Raw genomic sequence first — 12,115 nt, 5'->3', positions numbered from 1 at the left:
TCTGATTCAAAACACTCACTCTCCCAATCGTTTCTCATTAAGAAACATTGTTTCTTTTTTCTCTAGTAAAAATTGTATCACAATTTTACTGAAATTCAAACACTATTCCCAACAGTTTAGGGGGAATCGCATTACAAAACATTGAGAGCGTTGGAGTGAATTGTCATTGTGACAGGAGTCGTTAAATAACATTCGCCGTCCGTGTGAACGTACAACCTCTCAGCCGGCTCAACACTGACCGTCCGCGCCCGAAACATCGTGACTCCCGGTACTGAAACGTGGCTCCCGCTAAACACTTTGGTTAAATTGCTCAACAGCGTGACGCGTCTCATGTTGTGCACGATGCACACATCCAAGCGGCCGTCATCCCACGCGGCTTGGGGACAGATTTTCATTCCCCCCGCGTAATACGGCACATTGCACACGGCGACGAGCCAAACGTGGGAAAAGGGCACGCGTTCACCATCGATCGTCAAAACGACGTCGGTCGGACGAAAAGAGGAGAGCATCCGCAACGCGTTAGCCGCATAGGCAAACCGTCCCAATTTCACGTAGTTAAGCCAACACTTCATTTTGGACGCATTCGACAACTTGGCGACAGCCGCGTCAAAACCGACCCCGGCACCGTTGACAAAGTAGTGCCCGTTTATTTTCGCCATATCTATTTTATGCGGGCGATGGGTCAAAATTCGTTCTAACGCCTTCACACAGTCGACGGGAATTCTCAAGGCACGGGCGAAGTCGTTACCCGAACCGCACGGAATGAATCCTAACGGTACCTCTGTCCCCACTAAGTCTTGGGCCACTTCGTGGACCGTTCCGTCACCGCCAACGGCGACGACAGCTTGGACCTCCCCAGCTTGAAATACTGTTTTGACCAGCTCGCGCGCGTGCGCCGGGTACTCCGTAAAATGCACGGCGTACTGAATTCCCTTTTCGTTTAATATCGGTTCCAGTTTGGACCAGACCTTCTGACCTCGTCCGCCCGCAGATAAAGGGTTCACGATAAATGTGATCATGTCGTCCCCTTCGATTGAACGTCGTGCTTTGAGTCATTTGAACACATGGTACAAAATATGGCAGTCTTTAGCAAATCATTCAATTTCAATCTGCAGTATGAATCCCGATGAAACGGTCATAATGAAAACGTAAATTCATCCCGGCGACATGGGTGCGGTGAGTGACAGTGCGGAATGACGTAACAGTTTACGAAGACTTGTTCTACACGAAAGACGGGATTCACCTCAGGTATCGCTCGTGGCTTCCGAGGGAACCCCGCACGATTGTCATCTTCGTCCACGGGGCAGGCGAACACATTGAAAAATACGTGCACATAGGGGAACACCTTTCCCGAGAGGGCCACGCGTGTACTGTGTACGACCTGCGCGGATTTGGAAAATCCGGCGGGAGGCGCGGCCACGTGTCCTGTTTTGATGAATACTTACGTGATCTGGAACAACTGATCGATTTTTTCAAACGTCACTTGGGACGAATGCCAATTTTTCTCGCCGGCCACAGTCTCGGCGGGCTAATTGTGACGCGGTACGTTCAACACAAGTCAAAACAAGTCAATGGGATTATTTTGTCCGCCCCGGCGTTGGGCTTTAACCTGAAAATTCCGTCATTGGCCGTGCGCATGGTTCGCTTTGCTAGTTATGTGGCACCTTCGCTCAGTGTGAACCACAGGCGTTTGACCAATAAAATACAGGAGATCCCCTATTTCAAACACCTCTTCCCCGAAAAGGTCGATCCCGTGCTGAAAGACCCGTTAATGTGCCCTGTGTACTCGATTCGCTGGGTGGAAGAACTGCTCAAACATGCACAAAAAGCGGTCCAGCACGCCGCCGACATTGTGATACCGGTGTTGTGCTTGCACGGCGACGAAGATCCGCTCATCTCCCTAGACGTCGTCCGGGCATTTTTCGACAACCTCGCCGTTCAAGAAAAACATTGGGTTTTGATTCGCGGTGCGCAACACGTGTTGTTTCACTCTGAGCAGCTTGCAGCCGTTGATGCCGTCATCCATTGGTTAAACAAAAGTGTGCACCGCGGCGCCTCACCAAGTCTCTGAAGTAAGTTTGTTCATTTTCAAATCAAAGACCCCAGATTCGGTTTCAGGGGTCTTGTCCACATGTTTTACAATGGCTTGTACGACGGCTCTACTTGTTGAACCTCGTGCCAGCGAGCGTTCAACCGGTAACTTATTTGCACTGGCAATCGTCTGTTGCAAATTTACTTCCGACTGTCATGGATGGCCCACTTCTCGAAGCGTCTCATTCAGCCGTTATGTCTCCTCGTTCCTGCACGTCCGTTGCACTTCATGTCCGTGTAGGCGTGCTGTTTTTCCTCGAACGAGTCGTACAACCGTTTCATGATCCGGAAGTAAATCCCAGGAGCCAAACGGCGCAAACGCATCGCCCATCGCATCCCGGAAGGGACGATGGAAAGTGTCGGCCGGTCGATGAGCTGAAGTACGTGACGGGCTGTCGTCTCGACGTCCAGCATGTGTCCGACGATGAGTGGAGGGAAGAGACGGCTCGCATCGACTCCTCGAAAAAAAGGGGACTGTACAGGCCCCGGGCACAGCACGCCGACTTCGATGGGCGGCGCATACTCCATTTTCAGTGCTTCGGAAAAGCCGATCAAGGCGAATTTAGAAGCGCTGTAGGCCGATAAATTGGGAATGCCTGTCAACCCGGCGACGGATGCGACGTTAATAATGGTTCCTTTTTCCCGCTGCAGCATGTACGGCAGCACGGCTTGCGTCAGACGGACAGCCCCCAGGTAGTTCGTCTCCGCCATCCCGGTAAAATCGGCCATCGAGATGTCCAGAGCTCCGCCGAAACGGCCATACCCGGCATTGTTAATTAAAACGTCGACGCGTCCGTACCGCGCGATCACGTTTTTCATCAGTTGGTGCACTTGTGCGTCAGACGTCACGTCACAAGGGAATGCGTCCGCACCGCCAAGTTCCCGTTGTAAGGCGATGAGCCGGTCTTTCCGCCTGGAAACGAGTAACGGAAAGTCCCCTTGCTGAACGAGCAGGCGGGCCACTGCCTCTCCGATACCGCTCGAAGCACCGGTTAACAAAATGATGCGCTGTCCCACTTCAGAACCGCCTCCTACTCCATAGGAACTCGGGGTAAGACACGCCCCTCAATCCGTTCGAAAATGTCATCGAGATTCCTTCCGGTGATTGTCAAACCGTGGTTCTTCAATCCGACGACTGCCCGCGCTGGATCATCGGCCTGCCTAATTTGCTCTGCTACCGCTTCCGCCAATTGCACCGTCCCGCACGGATAGTTGATCTCCGTTGAGGGTACGCCGTCCATCCAGGCGTGAATGTGGACAATGGCCCCCACTTCCGGGTGTTCCGTATAAATCATCCAGTGTTCGATGGCGTCAACGGAAGCCCGCCGCGGCTCAACCGGTTCGGGCACACTGATTTCAATGGCCGGCTTTTTTTCGTCAAATCCTTTGATGAGCAGAATATCCCGTCCGATCTCCCGCAAGTTCCCCTTATCCACGCCGCTGGCGCTCATCCAAAACTGACTGCCCTCTCTTCGGGCACTCAAGTTGCCGTAACTGAGACCGCCAATTCCGTACAGCCGCTTAATGTGACGCAAGTCCCGCGCCGGGAGCAGTTCCTCGATGGGGAAGGGAGCAGGCAACAAGTTCATTTCTTCCAGTTTCTTACCGGCCTCGTGGATACTTTTCGTCACGTCATCCCCTTCCCACAATGATTGTGGAAGATCGGGATAAAACGTGTTGTCTATGACGAGTCGGGAAGAGGCAAGCGGTTCGAGCCGTTCGAACACACGCCGGAAAAACTCCGCCTCGTCCTGTCGGTATAAAACAGGATAACACCCCTGTTCCAGGGTGATAAAATACGCATCCGGGAACGGTTGGGCCGACCGGTCCAAGTAAATCATCATATTCCCGAGAGAACGGATCAAGATCGGGTAAGCTGTATGTAAGATGTTGTCTGTCGCTACGTCGTTCTCCGTGACAGCAACGACGAACGTGCCTTTCCCTTGCCTCCTGTAGTGCCTGGGATGCTCTGGATCGACAAAGTTGACGACGAGCTGTACATCCCGCTCCCGCTCCGGCACGTAACGGTAACCGCTCGCTTCCATCACCCGTTTGATTCCGCTGGCAAAGCGGTGCAATGTCTCCGTTTTCAACGTATTTCCGACGAACGTAAACGAGTTCATGTCATCACCTTCCCGCTGTTGTCACACCTATCCCTCAGTTTTTCCATTGTGGGTAGTATTTATGACCTGCGGGCTGCCTTCGCATATTTTTCACCCCTGGGCTCACAATAGGGACGTAAGGATGAACCGAAAATGGAAAGGACTGAAGGCCGTGAAGTACGTCACGAGTATCATGATCAAATTCGTCATGATTGCGGCAGTGCTTCTCGTCGTGTTAGGGTTGTTTTACGGGGTGTCGTTCGCCCATATTGTGGGGACGAGCCTGGTCTTGACAGCTGTCGCCTACGCGCTGGGAGACCTGTTCGTGTTGCCTTTTGCGGCAATATGGCAGCAACAATTTCGGATTTTGCCCTGTCATTTTTAACCATCTGGTTAATCGGAGCTTACTTTTTCGATCCGTACGTGCCGGTGGTGGGAGCCGCGTTCTTATCTTCACTCGTCATAGCGGTCGGTGAGTGGTTCTTCCACCGTTACATGAATCAACAGGTGTTGCGAGACCCACAAAGAGCCTAATCCTAGCCAGGCGCTAAAAAAGGGCCGCAAGGCCCTTTTTTTACGACAGTTGTTGTTGACCCGTCGCCGTACTGTTGTACGACTGAATCACCGTGTCAGTCGTCATCTGTTTCATCGTCGGGACTTGGTAATAACCTTTGTCGTTCATATACTGCCACACTTCATACGCCTGTTCGGAACAATTTATCGCACCCTGTTGCATCATGCGCCGCAATTGGGGGTCCGCACACTCTAACGCGGCGTGCATGCGCATGGTGGCAGACGCTTTATGACAGCCTAACATGCCGCTGGCGACATCCCGGTCATCCATTTCGTTCATGTCCGTGTTCGGGGACTGGGGCTGGGGATTGTTCAATCCGTATACAGGTTGGGTTTTCGGTGCCCGGTACGGGGTTGCTTGACCCATACCTTTCTGGTTAATGGCCTGTACCATCTGATTGTAATCTTGGGACATAAACTGGATTTGATGATCCAGAATAGAGCGCAACTCCGAATCGGTGATATGAGGTCGGTAAAGCTGGAACTGGTTAATCCCGTCGATCGTATCGGTCAACACTTCGTGCAGTTCCATCACTTCGTGTGCACCGTAGTTGGCAGCCATGATGAATTCCTCCTGATTTAAATTTCGGGTGTGAACCCAGGACTATTATCCCCCTGTACGGCATATTTACTCGCCCGTTAAGGAGTGTCGTTCAAGAAGGCGGAGGTTTTCTTTCTATTTCATGGAGCAGTGGTTCTTCCCTCGGCAAACACAATCGATTAACTTCTGGATGTCACCATTCGTCGCCGGTTTGGCGTGTTCCTTTAAACTTACAAAAAAAAGGAAGCTGTACGGCTTCCTCGTGCACCAAAAATTGAAAGGGAGTGGCTTTTTATCGTATGAACGCCACACGCCGATGGTGACCATTTTTGTTTTGTTACGGTTTTCAGGACGACCTTGATGCACTGGTCGCGTTTCTCGGAAAAGGATACATAGTTGCCGCCCCGGCATCCCATAATATGAACAAAATGGCGAAAGGGGCTTCAGAGAATGGAACAACAGGAACAGCATCAAAAGACGCTAGACTACATTAAGTCAGAATTAAACCGAATTCAGACTATCGCCGGTACACTGTCCACATTGGAAAGCGAACACCACAAACGCTTAATGGACGTGGGAGATGAAAAATTAAACCGCATCGCCACCGAAGAACAGAGTGCCGCCAGGCAGTTAGGGGAAGTGAAACAAATGTGTCTCGCTCTCACACAAAAAATAGACGACATGCAAAACGGCCGCCCTGAAGCCAGGTGAACACGCGATGTTTAAATTTCTCAGCAATTTCACGCGCAGTATCGTCAATGAAACAGTAGACAAAGCGATCGAACGCATCGCACGGGATCAGTACACGGAAAACTTGTTTGAAATGATGCCCATCACCAAGAAGGTGAGCCCGATCTATCTAATGGAGGCCGTCATGCGGGCAGATCAGGGCACCCCGCCCGCCCGACCCCTCGGAAGCCACATCCACGGGTCTCCGTGGGAGAAGTTATTCTTTAACCCCGTTCATCTACACCGTTTTCCCACACCGGAAGACGTGGGAATTTCCACTGCTGTGACCATCGGAAAACGGGCCAAAAAACCGCTGGAGCTGGCCATTCCGATCATGATAGCCGCTATGTCGTACGGCGGCGCCTTAAGTAAAAGTACGAAAATCGCCCTGGCGAAGGCCGCGTCCAAAATCGGGACGGCCACAAATACAGGGGAGGCGGGGTTGATGGAGGAAGAACGAGAAGCAGCCGATTTGCTCATCGGACAGTACAACCGCGGGGGGTGGCTCAACTCCCGGGACAAGTACTCCCGTTTAGACGCCATCGAAGTTCAGCTGGGTCAGGGGGCCCAAGGCTCCTCTCCCCAGAGGACCGCCGCCAAAAATATCGGGGCAGAGTACCGCGAGGTGTTCGACATTCCTGAAGGAGAAGACGCCCTTATCCACTCCCGACTCCCCGGTGTGGATACGAAGGAGCAATTCATCGCGCTCGTACGCAAATTACAGGAAGAAACCGGCGTCCCCGTCGGGCTGAAAATTGCCGCCACCCACCACCTGGAGAAAGAACTTGAGGTCGCCCTGGAGGCGGGTGTCGACTTTATCACGGTCGACGGGGCGGAAGGCGGAACCCATGCCGCAGCGCCTATCTTGGAAGACGATATGGGGTTGCCGACCCTGTTTGCCGTCACCAGAGCGGCGAAATTCCTTGCCGAAAAAGGCGCCACGGGTGATGTCAGTCTCATCGCCACCGGGGGACTGGTGACACCCGGTCACTTTTTGAAGGCGATGGCCCTCGGGGCAGACGCCGTCTACATCGGGACGATCGCGGTGATGGCGTTGGTCGGGGATCAAATGACGAAAGCGGTTCCGTTCGAACCGCCCACCAGCCTCGTCGTCTACAACGCAAAACTGACAGAAAAACTGGATGTAGAGCGGAGTGTCAACAATTTGTTCAATTTCCTTAACGCCTCCGTCCGGGAAATGGAGCTGGCCTGTTATTCTCTCGGAAAAACGAGCCTGTCCGACGTCTCGCCGTCCGACTTATGTGCCGTCGACCCGTTTCTCGCCAGAGCCACCGGTGTGGAGCTCGGTTACGTCTCCTCCGAGGAGCAGAATGACTACTTTAGAGAACTCGGAGGAACGTTCACGCCGGCTCCGCACGCCGACGTCACACCGGCAGTGGAAACACGTAATGATGGGCAGCAACCGCTACATTAAGGATGACATGAAAGGGGGCGGCACCATGCACGAACGGGAATTGAAACAGGTGCTGGATCAGTGGGTCGGCCGCGACGTCGTGCTAACGAAGCAGGAAGACGGTGACATCGATCAGACGGTCATGTCCCTTGAGCACGTCACGTATGTAGAGCGAGGAGAGACGATTGACGGCTATGTCGCTTCCCGTACGTTGCAGCTGCGCGGAGAAGGAACAGTCCAGACAGCAAGAGGGGAGCGACAGCCTCTTCCCTTCGCCAGATACGACATTCCGCTGACAGATAACTGCCACATCCAGCACAATCAGAACACGGTCTTGATAGAAACGGAACGTGCTGAATACACTGTGACGCCCTGCACCTCAATCTGAAGGGCAGAGAGGCGCGACCGCCAATCACCCGCCTTGGCGGAAAGGCGGGCGATTGGCGGGTCTCGTGAAACCCCCTCATCTCTCAGACCCTTCACGAAATTGTTACCGTGGACGGTCGCTACTGCTCACTTCTCTTCCCGAGGCATGTCCGACGCTTCCTCGATTTGGTCGCGGTGAACGCGGCCTCCTGCCATCCCTTCATTCACCATCCGGTCGATGTCCATCATCGCCTTTTTTCGACCTTCGTCGACCGAATCTTCAATGATCTCCTTGTCTTCCTCTTTTTTTCTCTCTGTCACTGCCGACCCCCTTTCTTCTGAAGTGATTCATTAAGCTGCTTACGATCCGTCCAGAGACATCAAGTACTCCACCAGTGCCTTTTGTTCCTCGGGCGTAAACCCGGCTTCACTGTCCACCCAGTACGCGTGTCCTGCTCCGGTGACGTTAGAGGTCGCCAGGCGGTCCGATGCCCGGTTGTTCCGCACGACCTCACGCCTGATCCCCCGGTCCACGAGTGCGGCCAGACTGTTTTCGACATCGGGCGACCTGCCTTTAAGTACCGTCCCGGTCAATCCGAGCTCTTCCCTTATTCGGGGGATGTACCCTTCGTCCTCTGTCCACTCGACAGCTTGCGGACCTGCCGCCACTCCCCCGTCGTGTAAGTAAGGAGCCGTCACGTGAAGGCCGACGAGACTCGGGACTTTGTAACCCCCTACGCCGTCCTGGGCGTACGCCAGACGGCGTTCGGCCGAGGGGATGTGATCCGTCGGGACGCGCAGTACTTCGGCTTTGCTGTCAACCGGGGCTCGCGCGTTTTTGTCCCACATTTTCGGGTCGGCGAACGTTTTCGGCAACTTTTGCAACGCTTTGGCCCGAGACGGCTGCGTCCCGATCTCGACAGCTGAGATGACTGTGTTGTTCGTCAACGTTTCCCCGGCGTGACAGCGAATACACCCAGCCCGGGCGAACACATCTCGCCCCTGTCGCACGCGTTCTGCATCTTTCCAGGTCCGGGGCGGTTTTAAACTGTTTTGCCAGGCGGCTTCGGCGTTGTTCTTCTCATTGATTTGATCGCCGGGGTCGCTGACGATGAGAGCGTCGGGACTGACGACAGACCCTTTCGGAAATGTGGGAGCGGGGACTGCCTGTACGACCCCCGGCACCCCCGGGGTAGGATCGATGGCTTTGAAGAAGTCGGACGGGCGCTGGTTTCCGCCGGTATAGCGGTACCGTTTGTTTGCCGCGTTTTGCAAGACCGTCCCGTAGTAAACGTCCGTGTCAATCCCGAACAGCGCCTCACTCTGATCCGCCGTCGTCAGCGTATCGGAGTTGGTGGCGTGCACATTGTTGTTAAATGTACTCAAGCCGTGAAACGGCCCGGCAGAAGCAAACCCGCTCCACCCGTATGGAAAATCGCCGAATGTAAAGGAATCCGGAATTTGTGCCGGGTTGGCCTCTAAGTCGATGGTCGAATCGAAGTTTCCCGCCGGCCACGACATTAATGTCCGGTCGACCGCGTCCTCAAACTGCTTCACATCTGGCAAAACCTTTTCCTTCGCCTCACTGCCGTCCAGCCGGTCCAAGTGTTTTTTTAACTGGGCTATCTCTTCCGGGTTGACGTCCGTATGGCGAAAGTAGGCGGCCGAATTAGTCGCGAACGCCATCAACAGGCCGGCGTTCAAATCGCTGTTCGGTGCCCCTTCGATGACCTTTCCCGTCCTGTTGTCGACGGTGGCGTGGCAAGCGGCACACGTCATGCCTGCTTTCAAACCTTCCCGCGTCACTTTCGTCACGATGCCGAGTGGACGGTAAGACCCTTTTGGCACATCGATCCCTGTGTCGATGAGCGTTCCTCTTTTGAACGTTTGGCCGCCAACCGTGACGTCGTCCGACAATTCGATCTGCAAGTTGGACGTGCCTTTCCCCCGCAATTTCCCCACTGCTTTTCCGATGCTGACAAAATTGATCGGGCCGTCCATTTGTCCCATGATATCTGTGAAAAACACTTCATTGCCAAACGTCTCTTCGTAAAACGCCTTTCGCCCCATTTCTAACAGGCGGGGCGTGACCTCGATCTCCTGTTCCTCGTGTGATACGGGAGAGATGCCGTTTCCGGACGTTCGTTCTACAGGCCTTCTGTCAACATTCAGCACTTGATCGAGGGAAGGCGTATAGCCGAACTCCGGCTCCTGGATCAACGTGTACAAAGCGATGCCGACGATGACAATTCCACTTAAGGAAAGGGTCCATACAGAGATCCGTTTGATTGACATTTGGTGAACTCCCGATGTCGCTTTTTAACTAGCTTTTTCATACGGAACATGAAATATGCTCAACATCACAGACTTTAACGCCTTTTCCTTAAATTGGCCGACACGTTGGGACACAGCGGGTACATAATGGGAACGGGATTACCTTACATTAAAGGTGTACCCGCCCATTTCGATACAAAGGAGGTTCATATAGAATGAATCAAGCACTCAATGCGAGTATGGGTCACATTCGGCAAAACCTGAACCAGGCTTCGCAAATCGCTGGACAGTTGCAGCAAGTGGAAAGCCAGAATCAGCAGTTTGCCCGACAGGGTCAACAGCAGCCGCAAGCCATCAGTGCGGCGCAGATGGGGACGTTTGCTCAGCGGGAAGGGAACGCGGTGCAAAAGCTGCGTCAGGTGAATCAGTTGATCCAGGAGATTTCCCAAGAAATGGATCAAATTCAATCCCAAGGGCAGTTTCAACAGAGGCAGCAACAGATCTCACAAACCCAACCGGTGTATCAACCACAACAAAGCTTGGCTGCTAACCCGCCCTACAGCTCCGCTTCAGGGCAACCGCAAGGGAACATCTACCAGAGCTTAAAGCAGCAGACCCAGCAGCAACCGCATCAGGTGAGCCAAGTCGGCTTCCAGCCGCAACAGCAGCAATCCTTTCAACAACCGCAAAGCAACATCTACCAGAACTTAAAGCAACGGACCCAGCAGCAATCGCATCAGGTGAGCCAAGTCGGCTTCCAGCCGCAACAGCAGCAATCCTTTCAACAACCGCAAAGCAACATCTACCAGAACTTAAAGCAACGGACCCAGCAGCAATCGCATCAGGTGAGCCAAGTCGGCTTCCAGCCGCAACAGCAACAATCCATTCAACAACCGCAAGGGAGCATCTACCAGAACTTAAAGCAACGGACCCAGCAGCAACCGCATCAGGTGAGCCAAGTCGGCTTCCAGCCGCAACAGCAACAATCCATTCAACAACCACAAAGCAACATCTACCAGAACTTAAAGCAACGGACCCAGCAGCAGCCGAGCACAGTGAGTTAAGCCGAAAAAAACAAGGAATTTACCCATCACAATTGTTTGAACGGGCTGTCTCAAAAGCTGACCGCTCTTGACGGCAGCCCGTCCTTTCATTTCTTCGTTATCGGCAGACTGCATCTTTTAGCAGTCTCACACAAATATAAAAAAATTCCCATACTGGCCTGTTGGAATAACTTGTAGTCGAGAAGGGACGGCCGTGTGGACAGCTCTACTACCGTACATCAATATCTCAACCAGTTTCCTCATCTGATTTTTAGCGGTCGATGCGTTAGTCCATGGCGACAGATTTCGGAAGGATCGTCGCTAACGCCTGCCCACCCCTTCATGCTTGACCCGTTCTCACCTTCTTTCCGAAAGAGGCGGGTAAACGGATAAGAGAAGCTCGGCCCCGCTTCCCGTACGATGACAGAATGACGATGTAATGCCATATAGTGATTTTTGACGAGCATGACGTGGCGCAGTTGTTGTTCGCAGCTTTCCAATGACTGCAGACAGAGAATGTCGTGACCTCCATCCACATCAATCGTTGTGCTGACCTTTGACCTCCGCTTTAAGCCCCGGATGTGTTCGGCGACAAACCAACCGTGTGCCCCTTGCCGTCCAATGGGCTTCCGCACCTTGAACGGCACAAGTGTCAGCTGTTCTGTCAGCGGCAGCGGTACTTGGTACCGCTTTCCGATCACTTGTCCGTAAATTTTGCGCAAAGCGGCGAGGTCATTACCGAAATAGGCAACTGACTGTTTCAAAAACGTCCGCACCGTCATTTTGATGCATTCTCTTTTTCCGGAAGTCAACAAGAGCATTAATTGATCCCCGACATCTGTACAGTTGCGTGGAATACAAGCACTTCCGTCCATAAGAAAGCGTTCGACTGCGTGATGCATAGCTGACCCCTCCGTACCTTTTTTTGGTAGCGACGTATTTCAATTATATACGAACATATGTTCTATTATCAAGAAAAAAA

Annotated in this window: 12 protein-coding genes and 1 pseudogene; 6 read left to right on the top strand and 7 right to left on the bottom strand. The window is 53.1% G+C overall.

Going from position 1 to position 12,115, the window contains the following annotated elements:
* Positions 1 to 131: 131 nt before the first annotated feature.
* Positions 132 to 1,019 carry a diacylglycerol/lipid kinase family protein gene (locus B0W44_RS11115; RefSeq protein WP_077720093.1) on the bottom strand — a complete coding sequence of 296 codons (888 nt, stop codon included), beginning with the start codon at positions 1,017 to 1,019 and terminating at the stop codon, positions 132 to 134.
* Positions 1,020 to 1,180: 161 nt separating this feature from the next.
* Between B0W44_RS11115 and B0W44_RS11110 the strand changes: the two genes are divergently transcribed.
* The gene (locus B0W44_RS11110) at positions 1,181 to 2,071 is read left to right on the top strand and encodes an alpha/beta hydrolase (RefSeq protein ID WP_077720092.1); all 891 of its coding nucleotides are present in this window, start codon (positions 1,181 to 1,183) and stop codon (positions 2,069 to 2,071) included.
* 206 nt (positions 2,072 to 2,277) lie between these two features.
* Here B0W44_RS11110 and B0W44_RS11105 read toward each other — a convergent pair whose 3' ends face one another.
* Both B0W44_RS11105 and B0W44_RS11100 read right to left on the bottom strand, forming a co-directional pair.
* A complete protein-coding gene (locus B0W44_RS11105) occupies positions 2,278 to 3,108 on the bottom strand; it encodes an SDR family NAD(P)-dependent oxidoreductase (RefSeq protein WP_077720091.1) in 831 nt (276 codons plus the stop codon).
* A gap of 14 nt (positions 3,109 to 3,122) precedes the next feature.
* Complete coding sequence (locus B0W44_RS11100) at positions 3,123 to 4,214, bottom strand: class II aldolase/adducin family protein (RefSeq protein WP_077720090.1); 1,092 nt, start codon at positions 4,212 to 4,214, stop codon at positions 3,123 to 3,125.
* Between B0W44_RS11100 and B0W44_RS19225 the strand changes: the two are divergent.
* Positions 4,213 to 4,727 (top strand): annotated as a pseudogene (locus B0W44_RS19225) (YndM family protein). The gene B0W44_RS11100 and the pseudogene B0W44_RS19225 overlap by 2 nt on opposite strands.
* A 40-nt stretch (positions 4,728 to 4,767) precedes the next feature.
* Here the strand turns inward: B0W44_RS19225 and B0W44_RS11090 are convergent.
* Entirely contained in the window at positions 4,768 to 5,328 is a 561-nt protein-coding gene (locus tag B0W44_RS11090; protein ID WP_077720089.1) for a spore coat protein, read from the bottom strand.
* 429 nt (positions 5,329 to 5,757) lie between these two features.
* Between B0W44_RS11090 and B0W44_RS11080 the strand changes: the two genes are divergently transcribed.
* Genes B0W44_RS11080 through B0W44_RS11070 form a run of 3 tightly spaced genes read left to right on the top strand, consistent with a single transcriptional unit; the run spans position 5,758 to position 7,838 of the window.
* On the top strand, positions 5,758 to 6,018 hold the full coding sequence (locus B0W44_RS11080; protein ID WP_077720087.1) for a hypothetical protein: 261 nt from the start codon (positions 5,758 to 5,760) through the stop codon (positions 6,016 to 6,018).
* A 7-nt stretch (positions 6,019 to 6,025) separates the two neighbouring features.
* Entirely contained in the window at positions 6,026 to 7,471 is a 1,446-nt protein-coding gene (locus B0W44_RS11075; protein WP_077720086.1) for an FMN-binding glutamate synthase family protein, read from the top strand.
* 25 nt (positions 7,472 to 7,496) lie between these two features.
* On the top strand, positions 7,497 to 7,838 hold the full coding sequence (locus B0W44_RS11070; protein ID WP_149026989.1) for a protein YmzB: 342 nt from the start codon (positions 7,497 to 7,499) through the stop codon (positions 7,836 to 7,838).
* A 125-nt stretch (positions 7,839 to 7,963) separates the two neighbouring features.
* Here B0W44_RS11070 and B0W44_RS18170 read toward each other — a convergent pair whose 3' ends face one another.
* Together B0W44_RS18170 and B0W44_RS11065 are read right to left on the bottom strand one after the other, a co-directional pair.
* Positions 7,964 to 8,137, bottom strand: coding sequence for a hypothetical protein (locus tag B0W44_RS18170; RefSeq protein ID WP_169835343.1), 174 nt, complete (start codon positions 8,135 to 8,137; stop codon positions 7,964 to 7,966).
* 39 nt (positions 8,138 to 8,176) lie between these two features.
* Positions 8,177 to 10,111 carry an electron transport protein gene (locus B0W44_RS11065; protein ID WP_077720084.1) on the bottom strand — a complete coding sequence of 645 codons (1,935 nt, stop codon included), beginning with the start codon at positions 10,109 to 10,111 and terminating at the stop codon, positions 8,177 to 8,179.
* 194 nt (positions 10,112 to 10,305) lie between these two features.
* Between B0W44_RS11065 and B0W44_RS11060 the strand changes: the two genes are divergently transcribed.
* Positions 10,306 to 11,154, top strand: coding sequence for a hypothetical protein (locus B0W44_RS11060; RefSeq protein ID WP_077720083.1), 849 nt, complete (start codon positions 10,306 to 10,308; stop codon positions 11,152 to 11,154).
* A 239-nt stretch (positions 11,155 to 11,393) separates the two neighbouring features.
* On the opposite strand, the gene B0W44_RS11055 is transcribed toward B0W44_RS11060, so the two are convergent.
* A complete protein-coding gene (locus tag B0W44_RS11055) occupies positions 11,394 to 12,035 on the bottom strand; it encodes a competence protein ComK (RefSeq protein ID WP_077720082.1) in 642 nt (213 codons plus the stop codon).
* Positions 12,036 to 12,115 lie beyond the last annotated feature (80 nt).

The sequence above is a fragment of the Novibacillus thermophilus genome (assembly GCF_002005165.1).
Classification (GTDB): domain Bacteria; phylum Bacillota; class Bacilli; order Thermoactinomycetales; family Novibacillaceae; genus Novibacillus; species Novibacillus thermophilus.
Note: the sequence above shows the minus strand (reverse complement) of the source record. Positions and strands in the feature narration are given on the sequence as shown.